General features: G+C 69.3%; 29 protein-coding genes and 1 tRNA gene. 12 read left to right on the top strand and 18 right to left on the bottom strand.

Translation table 11 applies throughout. The features are described from left to right. The first annotated feature begins 34 nt into the window (after positions 1 to 34). Positions 35 to 2,338: a beta-propeller domain-containing protein gene (locus VEC11_RS05740; protein WP_464129637.1), complete on the top strand. Its 2,304-nt coding sequence runs from the start codon at positions 35 to 37 to the stop codon at positions 2,336 to 2,338. A gap of 3 nt (positions 2,339 to 2,341) precedes the next feature. On the opposite strand, the gene VEC11_RS05735 is transcribed toward VEC11_RS05740, so the two are convergent. Beyond that, positions 2,342 to 2,629, bottom strand: coding sequence for a hypothetical protein (locus tag VEC11_RS05735; protein WP_464129636.1), 288 nt, complete (start codon positions 2,627 to 2,629; stop codon positions 2,342 to 2,344). 144 nt (positions 2,630 to 2,773) lie between these two features. Here VEC11_RS05735 and epsC point away from each other — a divergent pair, with 144 nt between their 5' ends. Next, positions 2,774 to 3,493 carry a serine O-acetyltransferase EpsC gene (epsC, locus tag VEC11_RS05730; protein ID WP_464129635.1) on the top strand — a complete coding sequence of 240 codons (720 nt, stop codon included), beginning with the start codon at positions 2,774 to 2,776 and terminating at the stop codon, positions 3,491 to 3,493. Next, positions 3,493 to 3,843 (top strand): DUF2794 domain-containing protein, encoded by a 351-nt coding sequence (locus VEC11_RS05725; protein ID WP_464129634.1) that lies wholly within the window; start codon positions 3,493 to 3,495, stop codon positions 3,841 to 3,843. The genes epsC and VEC11_RS05725 overlap by 1 nt, the downstream gene beginning before the upstream one ends. Here the strand turns inward: VEC11_RS05725 and VEC11_RS05720 are convergent. From VEC11_RS05720 to VEC11_RS05680, 9 genes are all read right to left on the bottom strand, one after another. Next, a complete protein-coding gene (locus VEC11_RS05720) occupies positions 3,840 to 4,550 on the bottom strand; it encodes a hypothetical protein (RefSeq protein WP_464129633.1) in 711 nt (236 codons plus the stop codon). The two genes, VEC11_RS05725 and VEC11_RS05720, sit on opposite strands and share 4 nt — an antisense overlap. 46 nt (positions 4,551 to 4,596) lie before the next feature. Continuing rightward, complete coding sequence (locus VEC11_RS05715) at positions 4,597 to 5,712, bottom strand: hypothetical protein (RefSeq protein ID WP_464129632.1); 1,116 nt, start codon at positions 5,710 to 5,712, stop codon at positions 4,597 to 4,599. 89 nt (positions 5,713 to 5,801) lie between these two features. Next, positions 5,802 to 6,992 carry a hypothetical protein gene (locus VEC11_RS05710; protein WP_464129631.1) on the bottom strand — a complete coding sequence of 397 codons (1,191 nt, stop codon included), beginning with the start codon at positions 6,990 to 6,992 and terminating at the stop codon, positions 5,802 to 5,804. Between the two features lie 101 nt (positions 6,993 to 7,093). Continuing rightward, the gene (locus tag VEC11_RS05705) at positions 7,094 to 7,987 is read right to left on the bottom strand and encodes an SDR family NAD(P)-dependent oxidoreductase (RefSeq protein ID WP_464129630.1); all 894 of its coding nucleotides are present in this window, start codon (positions 7,985 to 7,987) and stop codon (positions 7,094 to 7,096) included. A gap of 94 nt (positions 7,988 to 8,081) precedes the next feature. Next, on the bottom strand, positions 8,082 to 8,456 hold the full coding sequence (locus VEC11_RS05700) for a hypothetical protein (RefSeq protein ID WP_464129629.1): 375 nt from the start codon (positions 8,454 to 8,456) through the stop codon (positions 8,082 to 8,084). Positions 8,457 to 8,685: 229 nt separating this feature from the next. Further along, the gene (locus VEC11_RS05695) at positions 8,686 to 9,003 is read right to left on the bottom strand and encodes a hypothetical protein (protein ID WP_464129628.1); all 318 of its coding nucleotides are present in this window, start codon (positions 9,001 to 9,003) and stop codon (positions 8,686 to 8,688) included. Positions 9,004 to 9,123: 120 nt separating this feature from the next. Further along, positions 9,124 to 9,825 carry a phosphate regulon transcriptional regulator PhoB gene (gene phoB, locus VEC11_RS05690; protein WP_464129627.1) on the bottom strand — a complete coding sequence of 234 codons (702 nt, stop codon included), beginning with the start codon at positions 9,823 to 9,825 and terminating at the stop codon, positions 9,124 to 9,126. Continuing rightward, positions 9,815 to 10,540 carry a phosphate signaling complex protein PhoU gene (gene phoU, locus VEC11_RS05685; protein WP_464129626.1) on the bottom strand — a complete coding sequence of 242 codons (726 nt, stop codon included), beginning with the start codon at positions 10,538 to 10,540 and terminating at the stop codon, positions 9,815 to 9,817. The genes phoB and phoU overlap by 11 nt, the downstream gene beginning before the upstream one ends. Positions 10,541 to 10,655: 115 nt before the next feature. Then, on the bottom strand, positions 10,656 to 11,687 hold the full coding sequence (locus VEC11_RS05680; RefSeq protein WP_464129625.1) for an ATP-binding protein: 1,032 nt from the start codon (positions 11,685 to 11,687) through the stop codon (positions 10,656 to 10,658). Between the two features lie 102 nt (positions 11,688 to 11,789). On the opposite strand from VEC11_RS05680, the gene VEC11_RS05675 reads away from it, so the two are divergent. From VEC11_RS05675 to VEC11_RS05655, 5 genes are read left to right on the top strand one after another with little or no spacing between them, the layout of a single operon-like run. Continuing rightward, a complete protein-coding gene (locus VEC11_RS05675) occupies positions 11,790 to 12,212 on the top strand; it encodes a hypothetical protein (protein WP_464129624.1) in 423 nt (140 codons plus the stop codon). Between the two features lie 19 nt (positions 12,213 to 12,231). After that, the gene (locus tag VEC11_RS05670) at positions 12,232 to 12,501 is read left to right on the top strand and encodes an HPr-rel-A system PqqD family peptide chaperone (RefSeq protein WP_464129623.1); all 270 of its coding nucleotides are present in this window, start codon (positions 12,232 to 12,234) and stop codon (positions 12,499 to 12,501) included. Further along, positions 12,498 to 13,364, top strand: a complete 867-nt coding sequence (locus tag VEC11_RS05665; protein WP_464129622.1) for an HprK-related kinase A — start codon at positions 12,498 to 12,500, stop codon at positions 13,362 to 13,364. Before VEC11_RS05670 ends, VEC11_RS05665 begins: the two co-directional genes overlap by 4 nt. Beyond that, on the top strand, positions 13,361 to 14,374 hold the full coding sequence (locus VEC11_RS05660; protein WP_464129621.1) for a nucleotidyltransferase domain-containing protein: 1,014 nt from the start codon (positions 13,361 to 13,363) through the stop codon (positions 14,372 to 14,374). Before VEC11_RS05665 ends, VEC11_RS05660 begins: the two co-directional genes overlap by 4 nt. Positions 14,375 to 14,423: 49 nt before the next feature. After that, on the top strand, positions 14,424 to 14,957 hold the full coding sequence (locus VEC11_RS05655) for a hypothetical protein (protein ID WP_464129620.1): 534 nt from the start codon (positions 14,424 to 14,426) through the stop codon (positions 14,955 to 14,957). A gap of 2 nt (positions 14,958 to 14,959) precedes the next feature. Here VEC11_RS05655 and VEC11_RS05650 read toward each other — a convergent pair whose 3' ends face one another. Continuing rightward, a complete protein-coding gene (locus VEC11_RS05650) occupies positions 14,960 to 15,358 on the bottom strand; it encodes a hypothetical protein (protein WP_464129619.1) in 399 nt (132 codons plus the stop codon). Positions 15,359 to 15,473: 115 nt separating this feature from the next. Between VEC11_RS05650 and VEC11_RS05645 the strand changes: the two genes are divergently transcribed. Continuing rightward, complete coding sequence (locus VEC11_RS05645) at positions 15,474 to 16,079, top strand: EF-hand domain-containing protein (protein WP_464129618.1); 606 nt, start codon at positions 15,474 to 15,476, stop codon at positions 16,077 to 16,079. Here the strand turns inward: VEC11_RS05645 and gph are convergent. Continuing rightward, positions 16,076 to 16,738, bottom strand: a complete 663-nt coding sequence (gene gph / locus VEC11_RS05640; RefSeq protein WP_464129617.1) for a phosphoglycolate phosphatase — start codon at positions 16,736 to 16,738, stop codon at positions 16,076 to 16,078. The genes VEC11_RS05645 and gph overlap by 4 nt on opposite strands. Positions 16,739 to 16,798: 60 nt before the next feature. Here gph and glmU point away from each other — a divergent pair, with 60 nt between their 5' ends. From glmU to VEC11_RS05625, 3 genes are read left to right on the top strand one after another with little or no spacing between them, the layout of a single operon-like run. Continuing rightward, positions 16,799 to 18,145 (top strand): bifunctional UDP-N-acetylglucosamine diphosphorylase/glucosamine-1-phosphate N-acetyltransferase GlmU, encoded by a 1,347-nt coding sequence (glmU, locus tag VEC11_RS05635; RefSeq protein ID WP_464129616.1) that lies wholly within the window; start codon positions 16,799 to 16,801, stop codon positions 18,143 to 18,145. After that, positions 18,145 to 19,968, top strand: coding sequence for a glutamine--fructose-6-phosphate transaminase (isomerizing) (glmS, locus tag VEC11_RS05630; RefSeq protein ID WP_464129615.1), 1,824 nt, complete (start codon positions 18,145 to 18,147; stop codon positions 19,966 to 19,968). The genes glmU and glmS overlap by 1 nt, the downstream gene beginning before the upstream one ends. A gap of 5 nt (positions 19,969 to 19,973) precedes the next feature. Further along, entirely contained in the window at positions 19,974 to 20,153 is a 180-nt protein-coding gene (locus tag VEC11_RS05625) for a hypothetical protein (RefSeq protein ID WP_464129614.1), read from the top strand. A gap of 22 nt (positions 20,154 to 20,175) precedes the next feature. Here the strand turns inward: VEC11_RS05625 and VEC11_RS05620 are convergent. The 6 genes from VEC11_RS05620 to VEC11_RS05595 form a co-directional block, all read right to left on the bottom strand. Further along, a tRNA-Arg gene (locus VEC11_RS05620) sits at positions 20,176 to 20,252 on the bottom strand. A 68-nt stretch (positions 20,253 to 20,320) separates the two neighbouring features. Continuing rightward, complete coding sequence (locus VEC11_RS05615; RefSeq protein ID WP_464129613.1) at positions 20,321 to 20,707, bottom strand: hypothetical protein; 387 nt, start codon at positions 20,705 to 20,707, stop codon at positions 20,321 to 20,323. A gap of 79 nt (positions 20,708 to 20,786) precedes the next feature. Beyond that, positions 20,787 to 21,629 (bottom strand): hypothetical protein, encoded by an 843-nt coding sequence (locus tag VEC11_RS05610; RefSeq protein ID WP_464129612.1) that lies wholly within the window; start codon positions 21,627 to 21,629, stop codon positions 20,787 to 20,789. 31 nt (positions 21,630 to 21,660) lie between these two features. After that, positions 21,661 to 22,302 carry an endonuclease III gene (gene nth, locus VEC11_RS05605; RefSeq protein WP_464129611.1) on the bottom strand — a complete coding sequence of 214 codons (642 nt, stop codon included), beginning with the start codon at positions 22,300 to 22,302 and terminating at the stop codon, positions 21,661 to 21,663. Further along, positions 22,299 to 23,360, bottom strand: coding sequence for a pyridoxal phosphate-dependent aminotransferase (locus tag VEC11_RS05600; protein WP_464129610.1), 1,062 nt, complete (start codon positions 23,358 to 23,360; stop codon positions 22,299 to 22,301). The genes nth and VEC11_RS05600 overlap by 4 nt, the downstream gene beginning before the upstream one ends. Beyond that, positions 23,357 to 24,661, bottom strand: coding sequence for an APC family permease (locus VEC11_RS05595; protein WP_464129609.1), 1,305 nt, complete (start codon positions 24,659 to 24,661; stop codon positions 23,357 to 23,359). The genes VEC11_RS05600 and VEC11_RS05595 overlap by 4 nt, the downstream gene beginning before the upstream one ends. Between the last annotated feature and the right edge of the window lie 48 nt (positions 24,662 to 24,709).

Below are 24,709 nucleotides of genomic sequence, written 5' to 3'. Positions count from 1 at the left end.
AGGCAATAGCCTGCGAAGGACGGGGAGGGATGCGATGAAGGGTTTGCGGAGGGCGGTGGCCCTCGGTGTCGTGCTGACGGCGGCGACGGCTGCGGCGGCGCAGCAGCGTCCGCAGCGGCATCAGGTCACGCAGGAGGAGCGCGAGGCCGCGCGCAATGCGCTCGACGCGTTCACCAGTCCGACCCTGACCCGCTTCCGCGACGAGGCGGAGTTCCGCCGCTACCTCGCCGCCGTCCGCGCCGAACAAAGGACGCGCGGCGATTATTATTACAGCTCTGCCGCGGTCCCTCCCGGCCGGCAGCTTCTCGCCCAGGCGGCGTCGCCCGCGGCGAGCCAGCCGACGACGCAGCACGACGTGCCCGGGCAAGAATGCGTGCCGACGCCGGGGCACCCCTGCACGACTGGGGAAGAGGGCGGGGAAATGGTGGTCGTCACCGGCTCCCGGATCGCGCCGCCGCGTAATCCCTCGATCACCAACAACCAGATGCGCAATGTCGAGGAAGGCGACATCATCAAGCAGATCGACCATTACCTGCTGATCCTGCAGGACGGCCGGATCTTCGTGATCGACATGGAGGCGGGCGGCTCGCCGCGGCGGCCGGGGCGGGAGCTGCGGCTGACCGACCGGATGAACGTCTATCGCTACGTCAGCCCGAGCCGCTGGAACGAAACCTGGTATGACGAGATGCTCGTCTCCGGCGACCGCATCCTCGTCACAGGCTATTCCTACGAATCCCGGGCCAGCGAGCTTGCGGTGTTCCGGCTCGACCGGCGCAACGGCCGGCTGCGCCGCGAGGGCGTCTTCCGGATCTCCTCCAACGATTATTACAGCAGCACCGGCTACGCGACCCGGCTGATCGGCGACAATCTCGTCATCTACACGCCGTTCCTGATCACCGACATGGAGAACGATGATGTCGTCTGGCCGCTGGTCCGGCCGTGGCGGGCGGAGGACGATGCGCGCGAGCGGGCCTGGCTCGAGCGGCGCGGAAACGTCTGGAATGCGCCGCGGGAGGCGATGCCCGACAACGGGCCGCCACTGCTCCGCGGCGGTGACATCTACCGGCCGGTCGAACGGATCGAGGAGCCGGTGGTCCACAGCGTCTCGGTCTGTCCGCTGGCCGGCGCCGGGCGCGGCGTGCTCGCCTGCCGGAGCACGGCGGTCGTCGCCCCCATGGTGCGCGAATATTATGTCACCGCGGACCACACATATCTCTGGACGGACAATGAGGGCGGCTATTGCAGCGACCGGGAGACCCGGCCGCAGCCGACGATCGCCGACGCCCGGCGGGCGCTCGTCTATCGCGTGCCGCTGACCGGCGCCGGGCCGGAGCTGATCGGGGCGCGCGGGACGCCGCCCGACCAGTTCGCGATGCAGGCCGACGAGCGCAATCTCTACGCCCTGGTCAGGCTGGAGCGGGTCGATTGCCGCACCGGATATGACGGCCCGACGCAGCTCGCCTTCGTGACCATCCCGCAGACGCGTTTCGGCCCGACGCGGACGGACCTGACGGAGGGCGCCTTTGCCGCGTTGCCCGGGACGCCGACTTATTCGGTCGCCGCCCGCTTCACCGAGCGCTATCTCGTCTATGGCGGACTGAGCAATTACCGCCGCGGGCTGCCCGACCCGAACGAGTTCGTGCGCTACGGCTATGACGATTATGAACGGCAATATCTGGCGCGACGGTTGGTCGGGATGCGGGCGTCGCCGGCGGTCGTCGTGCCCGTCGTCCGGCCCGACCGGGCCCGTACGCTCGCCACCGGCCACACGGTGATCCGCGCCGACCGGCTGGGCGACGACATCATCCTGACCGGCTATCGCGACCGCGACGGGCTCAGCGTGACCCTGATCGACCTCGATGCCGCGCCGCGCATCGCTTCGTCCGTGCAGCTGCCCGGCCGCTACGAGAGCGAGGGGCGGAGCCATGCTTTCAACGCCCGGCTCGATCCGGACGGAAGCAGCCTGATGGGCCTGCCGACCGTCCCGCGGATCGAGGACAGCGACCGCGACTATTGGCGCACGAGTGCGTCCGATCTCAGCTTCCTGACCGCCGACCGGCACGGCCGGCTGCGCCCCGCCGGCGAGCTGCTGCGCCGGTTCGACTATGTCGACACCGATTATGGGGGCCTCGGCACCACGGACGATGAGGACGGCGTGCCGGGCTATCAGTGCGAGGTCTCCTGCACCGACTGGTACGGGAACAGCCGGCCGGTCTTCACCGACGGGCGCATCTTCGGCCTGTCGGGGACCGAGCTGATCGAGGGGCGGATGGTCGCCGGGCAGATCCGCGAGCTGCGGCGGCTGAATATCGCCCTGTCGCCGCCGCCGGCCCGCTGACCCTCAGGCCAGGCCGAGCAGCCAGCGCGCGAGGTCGGCGGGCGCGACGCGCGCGCCGGGAGCGGTCCGCACGAGGTCCGCACGGTGGGCCATGATCCATTCGAGACAGGCGCCGCGGCTGGCGAAGCAGGGATAATTGTCGCGCGCCGGGCGGCAGCTCGCCTCGTCGATCAGGAAGCGCGCGCCGCGGCGGCAGCCGGGCATGCCGGCCCAGTCGCGGCTGGGCGCGGTGACCGCGGGCACCCACCAGGTGAGCCGCGCGTCGAGCGTGTCGACCTGCGCGTTGCGCATCGGGCCATTCCTTCCGACCGCCATCTTACCGCGCTTTGTCCGCGTGGGAAGAGCGCCGGCCACACCCGGCCTTAACCGAACCTCTGGTAATCGGCGTGCCACGGGCTTATCTCTGCTCCGTAACGGTGAGAGCACGCGAGTTTTATGTCCTTCGGCTTGCTGGCCTATCTCGATTCCATCAAGGCACGCGATCCGGCGCCGCGCTCGCGCTGGGAGATTTTGCTCTATCCCGGCGTCTGGGCGCTCTTCTACCACCGCATCGCCCACTGGCTGTTCGAGGGGAAGCTCTTCTTCCTCGCCCGGCTGGTCAACCACTTGTCCCGCTTCCTGACCGGGATCGACATCCATCCCGGGGCGAGGATCGGCCGGCATTTCTTCATCGACCATGGCTATGTCGTGATCGGCGAGACCGCGGAGATCGGCGACGACGTCACCATCTACCAGCACGTCACGCTGGGCGGCACCAATCCGACGAACGGCGTCGCCGGCAAGCGCCACCCGACGATCGAGGACGGCGCGATCATCGGCTCGGGCGCGAACGTGCTCGGCCCGATCATCGTCGGCGCGCGGGCGCGGATCGGCGCCAACAGCGTGGTGACCCGCGACGTGCCGCCGGGCGCGACCATGGTCGGCATCCCGGCGCGCCAGACCCTGGTCGACGCCGACCAGAGCTCGGCGAGCTTCCTGCCCTACGGCACGCCCTGCACGAACCATTTCGACCCGGCGACGCAGAAGCTCGAGATTCTGCAATGCGAGCTCGAGCAGCTCAGGGCGCGGATCGCGGAGCTGGTCGAGGAGCGCGAGCAGGCGAAGGAGGCGGCCGCCAAGCCCCGGCGCCGCGCAGCCAGCGGAGACCGGGCCTGATGGGCACGGTCCTCCCATTTCCGCAGAAGGATGCGGGAGGACAGCAGCAACAGATCTTCTTCACCCGTTTCGAGCTGAACCGCATCGTCGATCTCTACGGCCGGATGGTCGCGGCCGGGCAGTGGAAGGATTATGCGATCGCCTTCGAGCCCGGCGCCGCCGCCTTCTGGGCGTTCCGCCGCACCGCCGAGACTCCCGAGATCAGGATCGAGAAACGCCCGGCCCTGCACGGCCGCCAGGGCATGTGGGCGTTGATCGGCGAGAGCGGCCAGGTGCTGAAGCGCGGCCATGAGCTCGGCCCGGTGCTGGCCCCGCTGGAGCGGCGGCTGCTGAAGGTTGTGGCGGGCTAGGCCGGCCGGGCCGGCCAGAATATCCCCACCAGCACCAGCGCCAGGCTGAGCAGGCCGAGCGCGATCCAGCCTGGGCCGACATGCGGCACGAACAGATCCGGCGCGACATATTCGCCGACCCGGCGCAGCACCCGCGTGCCGAGGCTGAGATGGGGATTGGGGGCGGCCGGCGTGAACAGGGCGCGGGCGCCGAGCGCGATCGCCACCGGCGCGAAGAGGCCGACCAGACCGGCGCCGATCCTGAGCCAGCGCCCCGACCGGCCCACCCATTCGAGTACGAGCAGGGCCAAAGCCGCGGCCGGCACGACGTAGAGGAAGTGGAAGAGCCAGAGCCCGGACTGCATGTCGAGATTCACCGGCGCATAATTGCCGAGCGAGGAGGCGACGCCGACGATGTTGAACATGTTGGCGGAAAAGGGCCCGAGCGTGAGGAAGGGCAGGAAGCAGGCGACGAGCATGAGCAGCGCGGGCGGCAGGCCGGGCCGCAGCGCGAGCCAGGCGGACGCGCCGGTTGCGGGCGCGGCCTCGCCGGCGAGCGGATAGAGATCGCAGGCCGCGTCGCCGTCGCGCTCGAAATCGACCTGCATGCCGGGGACGGGGGGCTTGCCGCCCTGCCAGGCGTCGGCCGGGAAGGGATAGCGCCGTCCGTCCTCGCCGCGCAGCAGCCCGCCATGCGCCGGGTCGAAGCTCAGGATGGTACCGATCACCGGCCCGTTCTTCCCCGGCCGTGCGGCCCGGTCAACCGCGGTCCGCTCAGGCCGGGACGATCCGCGTCGCCGGCCGGTCGAGCAGGGGGAGTTTCGCCTGCAGCCCCTCCGGCAGCGGCCCGACCACCGCGCGCCTGGCGTTCGACCAGAAGGCCGAGAGCAGGAGCAGGGCGGAGCCGATGACGAGCGCGGTGAGCGCGACGCTGAGCTCGATCGCGCCCGATTGCTGGAAGAGCGCGTTGATCGCCCAGAGCACATAGGCGAGCGCGGAGATCAGCAGGGCGCGCCGGTCGATCGCCAGCGCGACCAGAGCGAGCGCCACATAGAGCAGGATCACGACGAGCGCGCTGCCGACGCTGGCCTGGCCGTCGGTCAGGCCGAGCAGGGAGAAGACCGGGTGGACGATCATCGGCGCGGCGAGCAGGTGCAGCCAGAAGGCGACGTCGGAACGGCGGGTCTCGCGGCGCCGGTCCGACGCGTCCCAGCGCATCGCGAACAGGAAGGTGCCGAGGCCGAGCAGCAAGGCCGTGGCTTCGAGCAGCGAACGGATGCGCAGCTCCTGCGAGCGGGTGAGCTGGTCCGGCTCGCTGCCGATCAGCAAGGAGGCGGTGACGGCGATGACCAGGGCCGCCACAGCCGCGGCGCCGACGGCGACCGTGATCGGCACCTTGAAGCGCCGCCAATGCGCCCAGGTGGCTGCACAGGCGACCGCGGCCGCCGCGGCGGCGAGGACGAACATGCCCTGCGGCGAGACGTTGCGCTCGCCGACGATCAGCACCGCGGCGAACCAGGTCGCGAAGAAGGTGCCGGCTGCGAAGGCGAGCAGCAGGATGATGCTGGGCAAGGCCATGCGCCGCTTCAGGGTGAAGAATTCGGCGAGCCCCCAGGCCGTCCCCGCGGCGAGCAGCGGGCCGAGCGGGGAGGGGCCGAAGCCCTCGATCTTCGGGCCGAGATACTGGCCGATCCAGCCGACCGCGACCAGCAGGATGGTGGCGGCGATGCCGACGAAGATGTCGTTGAAGCCGGTCAGCAGCCGGAAATGCTCCTCGTCCGCCGCCGGCAGCTGCCGGCCGGCCGCGACGAAGTCCCTGAAGGCGGTCGCCTGGTCGGCCGTCAGCACGCCGCCCGCAACGGCGGCCTCGAGGTCAGTCTCGCTATACATTTGCCACGTCTCCCACGGCCGCCCTTTTGGCACAGGTGTATTATAATTGCAATACAGTAACACACCTAGCCGGAGGGCAACCGGGACCGCTACTCGAACGTCTCCGCCTGCGCCCGCGCCGTCGTATCCGTCGGCGGCAGCTTGGCGCGCAGATTCTCGGGCAGCACGCCGACCAGCACCCGGCGCACCGGCGCCCAGTAGATGGCGAGCAGCAGCAGGATGACGCCGACGATCAGGAAGGTGAGCATGGTCGCCTCGACGCTGACTTCGGAACGATAGGAGCTGTAGGGGCTGCCATAAGGGCTCCCATAAGGGCTGTAGGAGGAGCCATAGGGGCTTGAGCCGAAGCGGTCATTCATGTCGTAGCTGCGGCGGCTGCCCTCGCCGAGCAGGCTCTGCAGGGCGACGACCAGGGGACTGATCGCGGTCAGCGCATAGGCCCGGCGGTTCACCGTCAGGCCGATCAGCGCCAGCACCAGGAAGATCGCGATGACGCCGATCGCGCCCCCGACCGAGCCGACGCCCTGGTTCACGCCGAACAGGGTGGCGAGCGCGTTCACGGTGAGACCCGCGGCGAGCCAGTGCAGCCAGAAGCCGGCCTCGGACTTGTCGCCGTGGCGCATCGGATCGCGGCTGTCCCACCACATGCCGTAGAGGAAGGCGCCGATCCCGGCGAGCAGGAGGACGATCATCAGCGCGTCGCTGCCGCGGAGCGAGTTCGCGATCAGGCAGAGCACGGCCAGCAGGCCGAAGCCGTACATGGTGGCGATCGCGATCGGCAGACGGTGGCGCTTCCAGTGCAGGAAGGCCGCGCCGCCGCCGGCGAGCATCGACAGCGCCCCGATGATCGTCGCGCTGTCCGGCCCCGTCATGCCCCCGGACAGGAAGAGCAGGAGCAGGAACAGCGCCACGCCCCAGGTCGCGCCGACGATCAGCAGGATGCTGGTCAGCCACTGGTGCCGGCGCCTGGTGAAGATTTCGGCAAGCCCCCATGACGCCGCTGCAATGAAGAGGGGCGCGAAGGGAGCGGAGACCGGGAGCACGCGCGACAGGCTGCCGCCCATCGGGATGAGCGTCCCCAGCCAGCCTGCCGCGATCAGGATGAACAGGCAGGCGAAGAAGCACAGGAAATCGTTGAAGCCGGTGAGCAGCCGGAAATGCTCCTCGTCGGCGGTCGGCGCGCCGTTGCGCGTGGCGATGAAGCTGCGCAGGCTGTCGGCCTGCTCCTGGCTGAGCGCGCCGCCCGTGACGGCGTCGTTAAGATCGGATTGGCTGTACATTGGCCGTCGTCCCCCTGAGACCAAAATGACAGGCCTGTTTCACATGCGAATTCGGTCCGGTCAACGCGGCATGGAGGAAGGACTGGCCCGTTTCTGCGCCGTTATTGGCCCTGCAGCCGCTGCATGATCGTCATCGCCTGTTCGGCGCCGGACCGGGGCACGATCTCGCCCGTCCGGTCGGCGATCTCTGCATATTGCGCCGCGACCGCCTCCGGCGTCGGCTCGGCCAGCACCGCACCGCGGGTGAGCGTGACATAGGCGGCCTGGACGACCCCGGCGCCGGCGCCGAGGATGACGTTGGTCGGCGCCTCCTCCGAGACGAGGAAGAGCGCCGCGGGCGCGACCTGCTCGGGCTGGAAGCGCTCGAGCAGCTCGGCCGGGAAGATGTCCTCGGTCATCCGGGTCGCGGCGGTCGGCGCGATCGTGTTGACCCTGATATTGTACCTGGCGCCCTCGAGCGCGAGCGTCCTGGCAAAGCCGGCGAGGCCGAGCTTGGCCGCGCCGTAATTGGCCTGGCCGAAATTGCCGTAGAGGCCGGTCGAGCTCGCGGTCATCAGGATGCGGCCCCAGGCCTGCTCGCGCATCGTCTCCCAGACCGCGTGCGTGGCATTGGCCGAGCCGACCAGGTGGACGTCCACCACCGCCCTGAAATCCTCCATGGCCATCTTGGCGAAGCTCTTGTCGCGCAGGATGCCGGCATTGTTGATCAGGATGTGGACGCCGCCCCAGGCCTCTTTCGCGCGGGCGACCATCGCCTCCATCTGCGCGAGATCGGTGACGCTGCCGCCGTCGGCCATGGCCTCGCCGCCGGCCGCCTGGATCTCCGCCACCACCCGCGCCGCGGCGTCGCTGTGGCCGGTGCCGTCGCGGCTCCCGCCGAGATCGTTCACCACCACTTTCGCGCCGCGCCGCGCGAGCTCGAGCGCATAGGCCCGGCCGAGCCCGCCGCCAGCGCCGGTCACAATGGCGACGCGATCCCTGAAGCTGATCGTCATAAGCGAAAAATCCCCCAACCGGCTGGCCCGAAAGGGAGCCGGTTAGGGGATTATCGCCGCGCCGGAAAGGGTCGTCGGCGCGAGGACGCTGACGTCAGCGGCGCCGGCGCTCGTAGGTCTGCACGCAATTGTCGGTGACGGTGCGCGTGCAGGCCGGATAGCTGGAGTCCGGCGTGGCCGCCGGCTCGGTGGTCGCGGCGGTATCGGCCGGATCGACCAGCGGGCCGCCCGTGCCGACCATGGTCGACGGCGTGCCGTTATAGCCGGACGGAACCGCGGCCGGATCCGAGATCACGGCGATCCCGCGCGCGTCATGCTCGGGTGCGGCGTTGCTCGGCATGGCGACCGAACCCGTGGACACCGGCGAGGCCGTGGTCATGGTCGTGTCCGCCGGGGGCGGGGCGACGTCGGTTTGCGCAAGCGCGGCGGTCCCGGAGAGGAGCGCAATAGCGATAATGGCGGTCTTCATGATCATTTCTCCCTTGCTACGGCCGGCTTCGCGGCCGGGCCCGGGCCCGCGGCATGAGGGGGCGGGGGCGGGGCGTGCGCGATAAACGCGCAACCGCTTTTTTCTTTCCGGCGGCGAGGTAAATTCGACCGAAAATCCTGGCAAAGACCAGATTTGTCAGCTGCATAGTAAAAGCCCCTTCCCCCGGCACGCGGGGAAAGGGGCTTGAACGGCGGCAGGACGAACGAGGTCAGGCGCGCGGACGGGCCCGCCGCTCGTAGGTCTGCGTGCAATTGTCGGTGACCGTGCGCGAGCAGGGCGGCTTCTCGCCGGTCGAGGGCTGGGTGGCGAAGGCCGCGCGCTGGTCGGTCGTGGGCAAAGCGAGCGGACCCGCGGGCACCGGCGCATTGGTGCCGGCGGGCGCGGTCGCCGGGTCGGACACGACCGGAATGCCGCGGGCGTCGCGCTCGGGCGCGCTGTTGGACGGCGCGACCGGGGTCGGCGGCGAATCCTGGGCGATGGCGGCGCCGGCGGTGAACAAAGCGGCGGCAGCGAAAATGGCCTTCATGAAATCCTCCTCGGTTCCGCCCCGGCAGCCCGGGGGCAGGAAAGGAAAAGCGAGGCCGTCGCGGCCCCGCGGTCACAGGACCTAAACGTGGATCAGGAAATTTGTTTCCGCGCCGGAGGTTTAGTGGCGGCCTTCGGCGTCCAGCGCGTAGCCGGCCGAGCGGACGGTGCGGATGATGTCGGCCTTCTGGCCCGCATTGATCGCCTTGCGCAGGCGGCGGATGTGGACGTCGACCGTCCTGAGCTCGATCTCGCTGTCCTGGCCCCAGACCGAATCGAGCAGGCGCTCGCGGGAGAAGACCCGGCCGGGATGTTCGAGGAAATGGCGGAGCAGCCGGAACTCGGTGGGGCCGAGCGCGACGGGGGCACCGCCGCGCCTGACCTTGTGGTTCGCCACGTCCATCTCGACATCGGCATAGACGAGCTGCTCGCCGGCCAGCGCGGGACGCACCCGGCGCAGCACGGCAGTGGTGCGGGCGACGAGCTCGCGCGGGGAGAAGGGCTTGGTCACATAATCGTCGGCGCCGGTTTCGAAGCCGCGGATGCGGTCGCCTTCCTCGCCGCGCGCGGTGAGCATGATGATGGGCACGTTGGCCGTCTCGGGGATGCGGCGGAGCTGGCGGCAGACCTCGATGCCGGACAGGCTCTCCAGCATCCAGTCGAGGATGACGAGATCGGGCGGGCTCTCGCGCGCCATGATCAGGGCTTCCTCGCCGTCCGGCGTGTGCTCGACCTCGAAATCCTCGCGCTCGAAATGGTAGCTGAGCAGCTCGACGAGCGCCTTGTCGTCCTCGACGACAAGAATGCGTCCCTTAGCGGCCATAGGGATCGTTGCCGATGTCGTCGGCGGCGATGACTGTGGTGTCGGCGCCCTTGGCGCGGTCGCCCAGATGCTGGCCGGTCGCGGCGAAATAGACCATCTCGGCGACGTTGGTCGCATGATCGCCGATCCGCTCGAGATTCCGCGCGACGAAGAGCAGATGCGTCGCCGGCGTGATGTTGTGCGGATGCTCCATCATATGGGTGAGCAGGGCGCGGAAGATGGAATTGTAGAAATCGTCGACGGCGACGTCGCGCTCGCGCACCTGCCGCGCCTTCTCGGCGTCGCGGGCGGCGAAGGCGTCGAGCACGTTGTGCACCATCTCGCCCGCGATCCGCGCCATTTCGGGGAGCAGCGAGATGGGCCGGATGCGGCTGTCCTCGATGCTGGGCACGCGCTTGGCGATATTCTTGGCATAGTCGCCGATCCGCTCGACAACGCTGGCGATCTTGAGCGCGGCGACGACCTCGCGCAGTTCGTCGGGCGTCGGCGAGCGCAAGGCGATGAGCTGCACCGCAGCGCGCTCGATGTCGGTTTCCAGCGCGTCGATCCTGTGGTCGCGTTCGACCACTCTGGCAGCCGCGTCATGATCGCCCCGGACGAGCGCCGCCATCGCCTCGATGATCGCCTGCTCGGCGAGCCCGCCCATTTCGCAAATGGTGCCGCGGAGCGTGTCCAGCTCCTCGTCGAACGCCTTCTCAATCTGGCCCGTTGCCATCGCGGGTCTCCTCAGCCCGGCTCAGTGGGGCGCGGTCATGACTCTTTGATGACAGGCGCAGCGCTGCGAGCTGCTTCCCCAGTCATCCCGGCTTTCGCCGGGATGACTCCTGAGCCTATGCCCGGGGCAGGGACACCGAGACAGTCGTCCCCGCGCCGAGCTCGGACTGGATGTCGAGCCGGCCGCGGTGGCGCAGGACGATATGCTTGACGATGGCGAGGCCGAGCCCGGTGCCGCCGACAGAGCGGCTGCGTCCCGGGTCGACGCGGTAGAAGCGCTCGGTGAGGCGGGGGATGTGAACGGCGGGGATGCCCTCGCCCTGGTCGATCACGCTGATCCGGACGAGATCGCCCGGAACTCCCTCGAGGCGGATGCGGACCGGAGTTCCGGGCCGGCCATATTTCAGCGCGTTGACGAGGAGATTGCTGAGCATCTGGCTGAGCTGGACCTCGTCGCCGCTGACGATCGCCTCGCCCGCCTCATTCTCGATCCGGATCTCGCGGTCCGTGGCGAGCGGGTGGGCCGAGCGCTTCGCATCCTCGATCAGCGGCAGCAACTCGACCCTGTCGCGGGGCACGGCGAAGCGCTCGGCCTCGATGCGGGAGAGCGACATCAGGTCGTCGAGCAGGCTGCGCATGCGCATCGCTTCGCCGAACATGATGCCGACGAAGCGCTGGCGCGTCGCCGCGTCCACGGCCTCCTCGTCCTGCAGGGTTTCGAGGAAACCCAGCAGGGTAGCGAGCGGCGTTCTGAGTTCGTGCGAGGCATTGGCGACGAAATCGACGCGCATCTGCTCAGCCGCGCGCTGCTGGCTCTGGTCGGCGAGGCGGACGAGGCGGCTGCCGTCCGGCAGCGGCGCGATGACCAGCTCCCAGGGCCGGCCGAGCTCGCCGAGCCCGACCAATTCGATTCGCACCGGCCCTTCCCCGCTCTCGCCCTCGCCGGTCAGGTGCGGGGCGGCGGCCGGGTGGCGGATGGCGAGGCGGACGTCCGAGCCCTCGATATGGGAGCCGAGCAAGGCCTGCGCCGCGGCATTGGCGATGGCGACGCGGCGGTCGCGAACCAGTAGCAAGGGCTCCTCGAACGCGGCGAACAAATCGGTCGCCCCGAGCGCCTCGATTGTCTGGTCCTCGTCCATCCCGGTCATCGTTTCCCTGCACAACGTCCCAAGCCGGGACGGCCTCGCCGATCCGCTCGCCTTCGGGGCGCTTTACCCTTAATAAAGAGCGGGCGTGTATCGGAAATTTCCATGAGCGGCACTGACGAACAGGCGAGCGGCGGACAAGAGGCTGGCGAGAATGGCTTCGCGCCGAGCCGGCGGACCCTGCTCGTGCTCGGCGCCGCGGCAGCCTCGACGGTCGTCACCGTGCGGCCGGCGCTCGCCCAGACCGCGGGCTCGGTCCTGAACTGCGAGATTCCGGTGCCCGGGCCGCAGGCCGGCGGCCAGTATATCGCGACCGACGGCAGCCTCGTCGCCCCCGGCACGACCGGCGCCGCGCCGCCGCTGGCGCGGCCGCTGCGTGGCGAGGAGGTGAAGGCGCTGCTGCGCACCGGCACCGTTCCCGCCGGCACCGATCCGACCTCCGCTCAGGCCTATGCCAATTATATCAGGCGCCTGCAGGCGGGGATGAGCGGTTTCACCTGCTACGCCTCGCTGCAGATGCCGCGTTAAGCTGCTGGAAGGCGCCGGCATGGCCGGTCCTATCTACATCGCAGACAAGGGCCACGACATGGTGGCCGTCCCGCTGGACGGGCTCAGCCTCGTCTATCACGCGCCGTCGGGCGCCACCCATATTGTCGCGCCGCCCGCGCCCGAGATCCTGGCGGCTTTGGCGCAGGGGCCTGCGGACGCCGCCGAGCTGCTCCGCCGGCTGCGCGAGAAATATGAGTTTGACGGCGAGGAGGTGATCCACGTCCGCCTCGGCGAGCTCGAGGAGGCCGGGCTGGTGCGCCGGGCATGAGGCACGCGCTCAGCCTCCAGATCGGCCCGGTCGCGTTCCGGATCGGCTCGGCGTGGAAGGCGCCGCTCGACGCGCTGGCCAAGCTCTACGCGCCCTATCCGAAGCCCGCCGACGGGCTTGCCGACTTCACCGTCCGGCTCGAGCCTGAAAAGCTCTGGCGGCGCTGGCTGCGGCCGTCCGTGGCGATCCGCGGCGACTATGTCCTGCCCGACGCCGCGCCGCTCTCGCTCGCCCACGGCCTGCTCGCCGCCGAGATGGGCATGAACCTGCAGATGGCGCTGGGGCAGAAGAACTATCTGCTGCTGCACGCGGCGACCGTGGAGCGCGACGGCCGGGCGCTGATCCTGACCGGCGAATCAGGGGCCGGGAAGTCCACGCTGGCAGCCCTGCTCGGCGAGCGCGGCTGGCGGCTGATGGGCGACGAATTCGCCCTGCTCGACATGGCGACGGGCGCGCTGATGCCCTTCCCGCGCGCGGTGAGCCTCAAGAACGGCGCCATCCGGGTGATGGAAAATGAGGTCCCGGCCGAAAGGTTCGGGCCGCGGCTGGAGGATACGCCCAAGGGCGCGATCCGGCATCTGCGCCCCAACGCGACGGCGATCGCCCGGATGCAGGAAGGGGCGATGCCGTCGCTGATCCTCTTCCCGCGCTTCGGCCCGGCGGCTGACGTGCGCGGCGTCGGCCAGGCGGAGGTGTTCATGCGCCTCACCCAGGCCTCGACCAATTATGTCTCGCTCGGCCGGCGCGGCTTCGATGCCCTGACCCGGCTGGTCCGGACCAATCCGGCGCTGGCGATCGACTATCCCGACGCGGACACGGCCGTCGGCCTGGTCGAGGATTTCTGGCGGGAGCGGGCGGCATGAACGCGATGCTCCTCGTCCGGGCCTTGCGCGACCCTGCGAGCCTCGGCCCCGACACCGACTGGACCGGGCTGATCAGCGCCGCCCGCGCCGAGCAATTGTCCTTCAGCCTCGCCGTCCGGATGGAGGGGCGGGACGTCCCGGCGCGGATCGCGGCGATCTTCGAATCCGCGCGCCGCGACGCCGCTTATGCCCGCACCCAGGCGCTCTGGGAGGCGGAGATGGCGCGCCGGGCACTGGCGCCTCTCGGCGTGCCCGTCGTCCTGCTGAAGGGCACCGCCTTCCACGCCGCAGGGCTCGACGCCTGCCGGGGCCGGAGCGTCGGCGACCTCGACATATTGGTGCCGCGCACGGCGATCGAGCGGGTCGAAGAGGCGCTCATCGCCGCGGGCTGGGAACGGCTGAAGCCGGCCGAGGGCTATGACGATCTCTATTACCGCCGCTGGATGCACGAGCTGCCGCCGCTGATCCACCGGACGCGCGACCGGATGATCGACGTCCACCATACCATCCTGCCGCCCACCGCCCGGCCGACGCCGGATGCGGACGCGCTGATCGCGGACAGCGTCGCCCTCGAGAGCGGCCTGCGCATCCTCAATCCCTCCGACATGATCGTCCACGCCGCCGCCCATCTGATCGCCGACGGCGATCTGGCCGGCGGGCTCCGCAATCTCTGGGACATCGACCGGCTGCTCCGCGAGTTCGAGGCCGCGGATCCGGACTTCTGGACGAAGCTGGACGGGCGCGCCAGGCGTCATCAGCTGGGCGGCGCCGTCCGCCGGGCGGTCCGGCTGGCGCACCAGCTCTATGCGACGCCGGTTCCGGCCGGCTGGCGCGGCCGGCGCCCGGCCGACGGCTTGTTTCGGGCACGTCTCGTCGCACGCAATGCCTGGGGGCAGGAGCGGCGCAAGGGGCTGCGTTTCCTCTTCTACGTGAGGGGGCACTGGCTGCGCATGCCGCCCTTGATGCTCGCCCGGCACCTCTGGACCAAGGCGCGGAGCAAGGGAGCCTAATTCCTCCGGCTTCGTTACGGGTCAGACCACCCGAATCGGAGACAGGGCGATGAAGTTCCATCCGATGGCCCATGGCGTCGCGCTCGCGGCGCTGTTCCTCGTTGGCGGCTGCGGGGCAGACCCCACCGGCGACCGCGCCGGGCCCAGCAGCGGTCCCGAGCTGGCCAAGGCCGAGATCGCGCGGCCGCCCGCCGTTTCCGAGGAGGCGAATGCGGCCGAGGCCGAGCCGCTCAACGATGCCGGCGAGATCGCCTCGGAGATCGAGAGCAACACCCTGATCGGACGCGTGCCCGTGGACGGCGGCCTGGCCTGGCTGCAGGACGGCCAGGTCGTCCGCACCGCCTCGCAGGACGGCCGGCGGATCGCCTATTTCCATCCGGGCGAGAACCGGCCCTTCCTGGTCCAGCGCGGCGAACGCGCCTTCGCCTATCGCGACGGCCGGCCGCAGCTCGCCTATGACGATGACGGGCGCCCGGCCCGGATCTCTCCCGCCGCCAGCGCGGAGGCGGAGCGGCTCGCCGCCGAATCCCTGCGCGAGCGCGCCGCCGCGGAGCAGGACCTGCCCGGAGAGGGCGACGACTAAATCTAGGGGATGCTTCTCTCGGCCGCGCGGCGGGCGCGGCGCTCGGCGTACCATTGCCGGATCATCGCGGCGTTGCAGCCGGTGAAGCCGTAGGAGCCCACCACCGAGCAGCTGTTCGGACGCCCGACCCGGCCTTCCTCCTCAAGCCCCTCGACGCGCGAGGCCCAGCTGGTCTCGGTCGGCTGCCGCTCGCGGATCCGGCGGGGGATGCGGTAGCGCTCCTCCTCCGGGCGGCGGGCGCAGACCACGACTTCATTGTCGGCGCCCGAGCTGGGGCAGGGATCATTGCCGTAGATGACGAGCGTCGACTGGCGCTCGGGCGGGGCGGCGGCCTGGGCGGCGGCGGGGAAAGCCGCGGCGAGGCTCAGCAGGGCGGCAAGCCGGAGAGGGGAACACGCCAAATCAAATCCCTTTCACGCGTCGCCCCTGTCGTTCTAGATGTAGGGGGAAGTCGTTACGGTGCAAGCCTGTTTCGAGCCTCTTGAAGAACGCCGGATCAGGCAGGGAGTTGCGGAAATGCGGAAGTCCATAGCGTGTATTTGCGGTCTGCTGGTCGTCGGGAGCGCCGCGGCGGCGCAGCCGCCGGCGCCGCCGGCCGGGCCGCCGGTGATCGTTTTCATCAGCCCGATGGGCGAGCCCTTCCGCCGCGCCGACGGCCCGGGCGAGCCGATCGAGCGCTGGTTCAACGGCGCCGACACCGATCGCGACGGCGGCGTCACCGTCACCGAGTTCCAGGCCGACGCGGCGCGCTTCTACGTGACCCTGGACGTCAACCGCGACGGCGAGATCGCACCCGACGAGATGAGCCGCTACGAAACGCAGATCGCGCCCGAGGTCCAGTCGGGCATGCGGCTGACCTATCAGCTGGACAGGAACGGGCGGCCGATCCAGCCGCGGCGCCAGCGGCCGGGCCTCGGGCCCTACGGCATGGGCACGCAGGCTTTGCTCACCATTCCGCAGCCGGTCATTTCCGCCGACGCCGATTTCAACCGCGGCGTCTCCCCGGCCGAGTTCCGCCACACGGCCGGGCAGCGCTTCCTGCTGATCGACCGCAATCATGACGGCCGCCTCACCCGCGACGAGCTCGCCCCGCCACCCGAAGAGGATCGCCGGCGTCGCTAGAGACTGCGCAGGGCGGGAATAAGCGCGTCGTAGGAGTCGATCACCGCGTCGGCGCCGAGCGCCTCGACCGGGCGGTCGCGGAAGCCGAAGCCGACGGCGACGAACTTCGTGCCAGCCGCCCGCGCCGTCCGGGCATCGATCATCGAATCGCCGACCAGGACGGTGCGGCCGCCGCCGGCCAGCCGGATCGTCTCGCGCAGGGTGCTGGCATCGGGCTTGAACACGGGAAGGGTGTCGCCGCAGACGATTGCCGCGAAGCGGTCGGTCCAGCCGAGTGCGTCGAGCAGCAGGCCGGTCATCCGCACCGACTTGTTGGTGCAGACCGCGAGGCGGACGCGGAGGGCGGCGAGTTCGTCCATCGCCTGCTCGACGCCCGGGAAGGGGACGGTGCCGTCGCAGATATGGGCGGCATAATGATCGAGATAGAGCGGGTGGGCCTCGTCGAGCAGCTTTTCGGTCGAGCCACCGGTCGCCGTCAGCACCCGGCGCAGCAGGTTGCGCGCGCCGTCCCCGATAAGCGGCCTGATCTCCGCTTCCGTCAGCGGCGCGCGCCCGAGATCGGCGAGCATCCGGTTGATGCCGCCGGCAATGTCCGGGGCGGTGTCGGCGAGCGTGCCGTCCAGGTCGAAGGCGACGATGTCGAAGGGGAAAGCGGGCATCCGCAGGTCCGCTAAGGGCCGCTATGGAAATGGCAAGCTTTCCGTGGCATCTGCCGCGCCATGACGAGGCCCGTTGCCGCCATCATCCTCGCCGCCGGCAAGGGCACGCGGATGAAGTCCGATCTGCACAAGGTGCTGCACCCGATTGCGGGGCGGCCCATGCTTGCGCACCTGCTCGCCAGCGTCGCGGAATTGCAGCCGGCCAGGCTGGTGGTCGTGGTCGGCGACAAGGCCGACCAGGTCGAGCCGCTGGTGCGGGAACATGGCGGCGTGATCGCGCTGCAGGACCCGCAGCACGGCACCGGCCATGCGGTGCGGCAGGCCGAAGGCGCGCTCGCCGGCTTCGACGGCGACGTGCTGATCCTGTTCGGCGACGTGCCCTTCGTGCGCACAGAGACGATGCGGCGGATGCTGGACCGGCTGGCCGGGGCCGGGGGCGCGGTGGTCGCGGCCTTCCGGCCGGACGATCCCAAACATTATGGCCGCATCCTCGCCGAGGGCGACGGCACGATCCGCAAGATGGTCGAATATAAGGATGCGAGCGAGCCGGAGCGGGCGATCGCCCTCTGCAATTCGGGGCTTATGGCGGTGCGCGCCGCCGAGCTCTGGCCGCTGCTCGCACGGGTCGGCAACGACAATGCCGCGGGCGAATATTATCTGCCCGACATCGTGATGATCGCCGCCGGCGACGGCCGCGCCTCGGTCGCGGTCGAGGTCGAGGCCGAAGAGGTGGACGGCGTGAACAGCCGCGCCGACCTCGCCGCGGTGGAGGCCGCCTGGCAGCAGCGCCGCCGCGCCGCGGCGATGGCGGACGGGGCGACCTTGGTCGCGCCGGAGACGGTCTGGTTCAGCCACGACACGAAGATTGGCCGCGATGTGCTTGTCGAGCCGAACGTTTTCTTCGGGCCCGGCGTGATGATCGGCGACCAGGTGAAGATCCGCGCTTTCTCGCATATCGAAGGCTCCATGATCGCAACCGGGGCGGAGGTCGGGCCCTATGCGCGGCTGCGCCCTGGCGCAGAGATCGGCGAGAATGCCAGGGTCGGGAATTTCGTCGAGGTGAAGAAGGCACGGCTCGGGCCGGGCGCCAAGGCCAGTCACCTGACCTATCTTGGCGACGCCGAGGTGGGCGCCGGCGCGAATATCGGCGCCGGCACGATCACCTGCAATTATGACGGGTATTTCAAATACCGGACGGTGATCGGCGAGGGCGCGTTCATCGGCTCGAACAGCGCGCTGGTGGCGCCGGTAACGATCGGCAGGGGCGCGCTCGTCGCCGCCGGCTCGGTGATCACCCGCGACGTCGCCGAGGATGCGGTGGCGCTGGCCCGGGGCGAGCAGTCCGAGAAACCGGGCCGCGCCGCGAAATTCCGCGAAACGATGTCAGCAAGGAAGAAGAACAAATAATGTGCGGAATCATCGGGATCGTCGGCAGGGAGGACGTCGCCGGGCGGCTGCTCGACGGGCTGAAAAGGCTCGAATATCGCGGCTATGACTCGGCGGGCATCGCCACCCTGGACGACGGCCGCATCGACCGGCGCCGGGCCGAGGGCAAGCTCGGCAATCTCGCCAGGATCCTGCAGGACCAGCCGCTCGCCGGCACCACCGGCATCGCCCATACGCGCTGGGCAACGCACGGCGCGCCGACCGTGGACAATGCCCATCCGCACATCGTCGGCGACGTCTCCATCGTCCACAACGGCATCATCGAGAATTTCAAGCCGCTGCGCGACGAGCTGGTCGCGGACGGACGCACCTTTTCCAGCCAGACCGACACCGAGGTCGTCGCCCATCTCGTCGCGCGCGAGCTGGAATGGGGCAAGAGCCCGCGCGACGCCGTCGCCGCGGTGCTGCCGCGCCTGCACGGCGCCTTCGCCATCGCCTTCCTGTTCCGCAGCGACCCGGACCTGCTGATCGCCGCCCGGCTCGGTGCGCCGCTCACCGTCGGCTATGGCGAGGGCGAGAATTATATCGGCTCGGACGCGATCGGCCTCGCGCCGCTCACCCAGCGCATCGCCTATCTGGAGGAGGGCGACTGGGCCTGCGTCAGCCGCGGCACGGTCGAGATTTACGACCGCGACAACGAGCGGGTCGAGCGCGAGATCGTCAACAGCGGCGCCTCCGGCCAGCTGATCGACAAGGGCAATCACCGCCACTTCATGCAGAAGGAGATTTACGAGCAGCCGGTGGTGGTCGCGCAGACGCTCGGCTCCTACATCCGGCCCCTCGAGGAGCAGGTGGCGCTCCCGGACATGGACTTCGACCTCAAGAGCATCGAGCGGGTGGCGATCGTCGCCTGCGGCACCGCCTCCTATGTCGGGATGATCGGCAAATACTGGATCGAGCGCTTTGCCCGCGTGCCGGTCGAGGTCGATGTCGCCTCCGAGTTCCGCTACCGCGACCCGGTCCTGCTCCCGAATACATTGGGCGTCGTCGTCTCCCAGTCCGGCGAGACCGCCGACACATTGGCCGCGCTCCGGCACATGAAGGAGCATGGCGTCACCACCGCCGGAATCATCAACGTGCCGACCAGCTCGATGGCGCGCGAGGTGGACCTGCTCCTTCCCACCCATGCCGGGCCGGAAATCGGGGTCGCCTCAACCAAGGCTTTCACCTGCCAGCTGGCGGTGATGGCGGCGCTCGCCGTCAACCTCGCCCGCGCCAAGGGCCGGCTCGATGAGGCCGAGGAACGCGAGATCGTCCGGCATCTGGTGGAGGCCCCGGCCGCGATCAACGCCGCGCTCGACCATGACGCCGAGATCGAGGCGATGGCGCCGAAGATCGCCGGCGCCCGCGACGTCCTCTATCTCGGCCGCGGCCCCGATTATCCGCTGGCGCTGGAAGGCGCGCTGAAGCTGAAGGAGATCAGCTACATCCATGCCGAAGGCTATGCCTCCGGGGAGATGAAACACGGGCCGATCGCCTTGATCGACGACGCCGTGCCGCTGATCGTGCTGGCGCCGTCCGGGCCCCTGTTCGACAAGACCGTCTCCAACATGCAGGAGGCGATGGCGCGGGGCGCACAGGTCGTGCTGATCTCCGACGCCGACGGGATCGCCTTGGCCGGAGAGGGCGCGATCGCGACCATCGAGATGCCCAAGGTGCATCCCCTGATCGCGCCGCTCGTCTATGCGGTGCCGGTGCAGCTGCTCGCCTACCACGTGGCGGTGGCGAAGGGGACGGACGTGGACCAGCCACGCAACCTGGCGAAGAGCGTGACGGTAGAGTGACCGCTATGGACTACGTCATCTGGTTCCTCGCTGCATTCATCCTGATCGGCGCGTTCGTCTGGTTCATGGCCCGCCATGCCGAGCGCTACAAGCGCCGCTCCGGCCGCCGCAAGGGCTACGAGCCGCCGGAAGGCCCCAGCTACTTCGACAACCATGTCGGGTCGGATGGCGGCAGCAGCGACTAGTCCTGCGCCGGCGAGAGCCGGCTGGCGCACCCAAGAGGATTCGAACCTCTGACCTCTGCCTTCGGAGGGCAGCGCTCTATCCAGCTGAGCTATGGGTGCATCGCCTGAAGGCGGGGCCTTAGCAAAGGCCGCCGCCGCCTGCCAGCCCCCTTTCTCCCCGCGCCTGCCTAGCGCCGGCCGATCGCCGCGTAGGTGAGCGTCAGCGCGCGCGAGCCGGCCTGGCAGCGCACGGTGACGCTGATCGTCATCCCCTCGCGCGCCCGGTCGGTGACCGTGCTGTTGTAGGTCAGGCTCTGCCCCGGCTGCGACAGCATGCCGCTCTGCCCGATGATCACCGCATAGCGGTCGTTGGAGAAGGGCGTCTGGAAGCGGATCGGGAAGGTGTAGGTCGTGGAGTAATTGGGCTGGGCGCGCGGGCAGGGCACGGTGTCCTGGATCGTGACCTCGCCATAGGCCGCCTGGTCGGCGGTGACGGTACGGTCGGCGTCCCGCGCCGGCTGCGCGGCGGCGGTGGAAGCGGCGAGAAGCAGAACCGGAAGCGCGAGATATTTCATGGCCATATCCCCCTGTTGCCAGAAGCGCAGAGGCTATCGTTACGCGTCCGGCGCGGTCAAGACGCCCCGGCGGGAGGTGTTACAGCTCTGGTGTCCGGTTTTCTGAACGCGCTCGTTCGGTGTCCAGCTCCTGTTGCTGCTCCTGCATCCGCCGAGCGTTGCTTTCAATTGCGTTCAAAGCTGTGACCGCGGCCCGCTGGTCAATTACGCGCAATTTGAATTCTCCCACCAAGTTGGGATTGGAGCGGGCCGGGGAGGTGTGGAACAGCACCGTCATGCCACATCCTTCACTGATCTGATTAATGCCTCCGTGAGCGCCATCGAGTTGTGGACCGGTGCAGCTGCTAAGCTCAAAGCTGTCAGGCGCCAGTTGCTGTCCTTCCGGGCTGAAAGCGGCGGCGAGGATTTGATATCCCGGAGCGGTGGTCCGTGGGGAAAGGGCGCCATATTTCGCGCGAATCGACTGGGTCAGCTGGTCGGTGGCAGGCTCGGACCCGGTGGGAAAGCGAACCCTGCGTGCCAGTCCTACCACGCGTTCCTGTCCGGGCATTCCCGCAAGATAGACCAGCACCTGCTCATCATCTCCCCGAGATGCGCGTAGCAACCCTCGAGGCGCGGGTCCGTTTGCGGTTCTCGCGGTGCTGAACCCCCCCGACGTAAACTCGACAGTATAATTGCCTTCGGCGCAGGACAGCACCCGATGGGCATCATCGGCCGACATCCCGAGATCCACTCCCAGAATGTCGTTTTGCGGATTCTGATCCGCCCGTGCGACGCGGGAGCAATCCCGAGCAGCGCTGCCTGCGTTACTCGACTGTTCCGGTCCACGGTGAACCTCAGCCAGATTGTTGTTCGTAGCTTGCCCGCCACATCCCCACAGGCCAAACGCCGAGAATGCGCAGATCAACCTCGCCTTGTTCATCCTGTTTCCCCCGCATGCTTCTGAAATGTCTTCATGTTGGCGGCATAGTTTTTGGGACGTACCGGCATAAATCTGCGACAACACATCGCCAGCACTCCGGCCGCCTGGCCTTGCATACATAACGGCCGTGCAGGATCAACAGATGATGCGCCGTTACCCGGTACGGCGCCGGCGTCTGTCGCTCGAGGATCGTTTCCACCTTTTCGACCGTCGGCCCCGGCGCGAGGCCCGTACGGTTGGAAACGCGAAAGACATGCGTGTCGACCGCGAAAGTCTCCTCGCCGAAGGCGACGTTCAGCACCACGTTGGCGGTCTTGCGGCCGACCCCCGGCAGCGATTGGAGCGCGTCGCGATTCCGCGGCACCTCGCCGCCAAATTTGTCGACAAGCACCCGGGAGAGGGCGATGACGTTCTTCGCCTTCATGTTGAAGAGGCCGATCGTCCTGATGTGATGCTTGAGGCCATCCTCGCCGAGCGCGAGCATCTGCTGCGGGGTGGCGACCTCCCGGAACAGGTGCCTGGTGGCGCGGTTCACGCCGGCGTCGGTGGCCTGGGCGGAGAGGACGACCGCGACGAGCAGCTGATAGGTGTTGCCCGCTTCCAGCTCGGTTTCCGGACGGGGGTTGCGTTCCGAGAGGCGGCGGTAGAATTCGGCGATGTCCGCTTTCCTCATGCCACCGTGTCCAAAGCGCGGCCGAGCCGGTCCAGCCCGCCCTGGACCATCTCCGTCGGCCCGCCGACGCCGAGGCGGAAATGGTCGGCGAGGCCGAAGAAGCGGCCGGGGACGATCGAGGTGTCATGGTCTGCGCGCAGGCGCAGGTTGAGCGCGTCGACGTCGCCACGCTTCAGGCGCGGGAAGCAGGTGACATTGTGGACCATCGGCGCGACCTCCAGCTCGTCGCGGCCGGCGAAGAAGGCGTTGGCGAGGGCGCGGTTGCGGGCGAGCAGGGCAGGAGTCTCGCCGGCCACCTCGTCGAGCCGCTGCAGCGCCATGAGCGAGAGGCGCTCGGAGGCATGGCCCTGGGCGACGCCGAACAGCTCGTTGAGCCGCCAGAGCCGCTCGGCCAGCACGGGCTCGGCCAGGATCCAGCCGCAGCGCAGGCCGGACAGGCCGTAGACCTTGGTCAGACTGGAGGTGCAGACGAAGGCGTCGCCGAGCGAGGCGGCGGTCCGCTCGCCCGGCGCCGCATCCAGATAGACCTCGTCGACCAGCACGCGAACGCCCAGCGCGCCGATCGCCCGCATCGTCTCCGTGTCAGCGAGGCTGCCGGTCGGGTTGTGCAGGTTGGTGAGGATTATGAGCTTCGTGCGCGGCGTAAGCGCCGCCTTCACCGCGTCGGGGTCGAGCGCGAAGACCGGGCCGCGGCGGGCGAAATGCCGGACCTCGGCGCCGAGGAAGCGGGCCGCGGCGACCAGCGGCTCGTAGACGGGATGCTCGGCCAGCACCTCGTCGCCGGGCGCGATCAGGCCGGCCATGGCGAGCATGTTCGCCATCGAGGTGCCGTCGGCCATGACCACGCGGTCAGCCGTTACTCCCGTCCTGCGCGCGATCGCCTCGCGCAGCGGCGGGTAGCGGTAGCGGCTGGCGCCGTCGAGCTCGAGCGCGGCGGGGTCGATCGCCCATTGGCTCATCGCGAAATGCGGCACCTCGCTCGAGGCGAGATGGTAGCGGACCGGCGCCTGGTTCTTCGCCCAGTACATGTAATCGGAGTGGAGGACACGCCCGCTCATCGCCGCGATCGCCAGTAGAGGAAGGCGGGGATGCCGGCGAGCAGGATGCCGAAGCCGATCGCGCTGTTGCCGGGGCTGCTGGCGACCGTCGCGACCACGATCGCGGCGCAGGCGAGGACGAAGAGGCCGGTGGTGAGCGGATGGCCGGGCGCGCGGAAGCCGTCGGCGCCGTCCGCGTCGCGCCGGCGGAAGACGAACAAGGCTGCGCCGGTCAAAGCGAACCAGATGAAGTCGACGGAGACGACATAGGAGAGGATCTTCTCGTAGCTGCCGGAGAGGGCGATGGCGATCGCCGCCACGCCCTGCAGCAGGATCGCGAAGACCGGCACGCGGGTGGTCTCGCTGACCTCGCCGATCTTGCGGAAGAAGAGCCGGTCCTCCGCCATCGCGAAATAGACGCGCGGCGCGGTCAGCATGGATTGGCTGAGGAAGCCCAGGGTCGAGATGGCGATGCCGAGCCCGATCAGGGTCGCGCCCGTGGAGCCCAGAGCGCGCTGCATCACGTCGCTCGCCGGCGTGTTGGTGCCGGCGAGCCCCTGCGGCCCGAGGACAAAGACGCAGGTCAAAGCGACCAGCGTGTAGAGCAGGACGACGCCGGTCACGCCGAGCAGGAGTCCCCGCGCCAGATCGCGCCGCGGATCGCGCATCTCGCCGGCGACGAAGCTGGAGGTCTGCCAGCCGCCATAAGCGAACATGACCGGGGTGAGCGCGGCGAGCAGGCCGATCCCGGTGGCCGGTGCCGCGGCCTGGACGGGAGCCGGGCTGGGTCCCGCCAGCAGCAGGCCGCAGATCACCAAAGCGGCGATGGCGAGGATCTTCAGCACCATCAGGACGCTCTGCACATTGCTTCCCGCCTTCACCCCCCAGCAGTTGATCGCGGTCAGCAAGGCGAGCACCGCCGCCGCGACCGCGCCGTCCGGCACGGCGACCCCGGTCAGCGCGCGGAAATAGAAAGCGAAGGTGATCGCCACCGCCGCCATCCCGCCCGACTGGATGACGAGCAGCAGCGACCAGCCGTAGAGGAAGGCGGGGAGCGGCCCCCAGGCGTCGCGCAGATAGGCATATTGGCCGCCCACCTCCGGCCGCCGCGCCGCGAGCTCCGCATAGACGAACGCCCCGGCAATCGCGATCGCGCCGCCGATCAGCCAGACGCCCACCATCAGCAGCGGCGTCGGCACCTGCGCGGCCACCTTGGCCGGATTGACGAAGATGCCCGAGCCGATGATCCCGCCCATGACCAGCATGGTCGCGTCGAACAGGCCGAGCTGCCGGCGAAGCTGGGGTTGCGTTTCAGTCGTCATTGCGAGCGTAGCGAAGCAAACCAGAGCGGGCGTTCAGGCAGGCTGGGT

It is taken from the genome of Allosphingosinicella sp. (genome assembly GCF_035626655.1).
Classification (GTDB): Bacteria; Pseudomonadota; Alphaproteobacteria; order Sphingomonadales; family Sphingomonadaceae; genus Allosphingosinicella.
Note: the sequence above shows the minus strand (reverse complement) of the source record. Positions and strands in the feature narration are given on the sequence as shown.

What these genes read in the sequence shown, in the direction of transcription:
- VEC11_RS05670 (WP_464129623.1), top strand. Translation starts at nt 12,232, where the DNA reads ATGGCCGGTCCTATCTACATCGCAGACAAGGGCCACGACATGGTGGCC.
- VEC11_RS05660 (WP_464129621.1), top strand. Translation starts at nt 13,361, where the DNA reads ATGAACGCGATGCTCCTCGTCCGGGCCTTGCGCGACCCTGCGAGCCTC.
- glmU (WP_464129616.1), top strand. Translation starts at nt 16,799, where the DNA reads ATGACGAGGCCCGTTGCCGCCATCATCCTCGCCGCCGGCAAGGGCACG.
- VEC11_RS05610 (WP_464129612.1), bottom strand. Translation starts at nt 21,629, where the DNA reads ATGAACAAGGCGAGGTTGATCTGCGCATTCTCGGCGTTTGGCCTGTGG.
- VEC11_RS05725 (WP_464129634.1), top strand. Translation starts at nt 3,493, where the DNA reads ATGGGCACGGTCCTCCCATTTCCGCAGAAGGATGCGGGAGGACAGCAG.
- VEC11_RS05665 (WP_464129622.1), top strand. Translation starts at nt 12,498, where the DNA reads ATGAGGCACGCGCTCAGCCTCCAGATCGGCCCGGTCGCGTTCCGGATC.
- VEC11_RS05600 (WP_464129610.1), bottom strand. Translation starts at nt 23,360, where the DNA reads ATGAGCGGGCGTGTCCTCCACTCCGATTACATGTACTGGGCGAAGAAC.
- VEC11_RS05705 (WP_464129630.1), bottom strand. Translation starts at nt 7,987, where the DNA reads ATGACGATCAGCTTCAGGGATCGCGTCGCCATTGTGACCGGCGCTGGC.
- VEC11_RS05625 (WP_464129614.1), top strand. Translation starts at nt 19,974, where the DNA reads ATGGACTACGTCATCTGGTTCCTCGCTGCATTCATCCTGATCGGCGCG.
- VEC11_RS05645 (WP_464129618.1), top strand. Translation starts at nt 15,474, where the DNA reads ATGCGGAAGTCCATAGCGTGTATTTGCGGTCTGCTGGTCGTCGGGAGC.
- gph (WP_464129617.1), bottom strand. Translation starts at nt 16,738, where the DNA reads ATGCCCGCTTTCCCCTTCGACATCGTCGCCTTCGACCTGGACGGCACG.
- VEC11_RS05680 (WP_464129625.1), bottom strand. Translation starts at nt 11,687, where the DNA reads ATGACCGGGATGGACGAGGACCAGACAATCGAGGCGCTCGGGGCGACC.
- VEC11_RS05655 (WP_464129620.1), top strand. Translation starts at nt 14,424, where the DNA reads ATGAAGTTCCATCCGATGGCCCATGGCGTCGCGCTCGCGGCGCTGTTC.
- VEC11_RS05595 (WP_464129609.1), bottom strand. Translation starts at nt 24,661, where the DNA reads ATGACGACTGAAACGCAACCCCAGCTTCGCCGGCAGCTCGGCCTGTTC.
- glmS (WP_464129615.1), top strand. Translation starts at nt 18,145, where the DNA reads ATGTGCGGAATCATCGGGATCGTCGGCAGGGAGGACGTCGCCGGGCGG.
- phoB (WP_464129627.1), bottom strand. Translation starts at nt 9,825, where the DNA reads ATGGCCGCTAAGGGACGCATTCTTGTCGTCGAGGACGACAAGGCGCTC.
- VEC11_RS05735 (WP_464129636.1), bottom strand. Translation starts at nt 2,629, where the DNA reads ATGCGCAACGCGCAGGTCGACACGCTCGACGCGCGGCTCACCTGGTGG.
- VEC11_RS05615 (WP_464129613.1), bottom strand. Translation starts at nt 20,707, where the DNA reads ATGAAATATCTCGCGCTTCCGGTTCTGCTTCTCGCCGCTTCCACCGCC.
- epsC (WP_464129635.1), top strand. Translation starts at nt 2,774, where the DNA reads ATGTCCTTCGGCTTGCTGGCCTATCTCGATTCCATCAAGGCACGCGAT.
- nth (WP_464129611.1), bottom strand. Translation starts at nt 22,302, where the DNA reads ATGAGGAAAGCGGACATCGCCGAATTCTACCGCCGCCTCTCGGAACGC.
- VEC11_RS05695 (WP_464129628.1), bottom strand. Translation starts at nt 9,003, where the DNA reads ATGAAGGCCATTTTCGCTGCCGCCGCTTTGTTCACCGCCGGCGCCGCC.
- VEC11_RS05675 (WP_464129624.1), top strand. Translation starts at nt 11,790, where the DNA reads ATGAGCGGCACTGACGAACAGGCGAGCGGCGGACAAGAGGCTGGCGAG.
- VEC11_RS05740 (WP_464129637.1), top strand. Translation starts at nt 35, where the DNA reads ATGAAGGGTTTGCGGAGGGCGGTGGCCCTCGGTGTCGTGCTGACGGCG.
- VEC11_RS05715 (WP_464129632.1), bottom strand. Translation starts at nt 5,712, where the DNA reads ATGTATAGCGAGACTGACCTCGAGGCCGCCGTTGCGGGCGGCGTGCTG.
- VEC11_RS05710 (WP_464129631.1), bottom strand. Translation starts at nt 6,992, where the DNA reads ATGTACAGCCAATCCGATCTTAACGACGCCGTCACGGGCGGCGCGCTC.
- phoU (WP_464129626.1), bottom strand. Translation starts at nt 10,540, where the DNA reads ATGGCAACGGGCCAGATTGAGAAGGCGTTCGACGAGGAGCTGGACACG.
- VEC11_RS05700 (WP_464129629.1), bottom strand. Translation starts at nt 8,456, where the DNA reads ATGAAGACCGCCATTATCGCTATTGCGCTCCTCTCCGGGACCGCCGCG.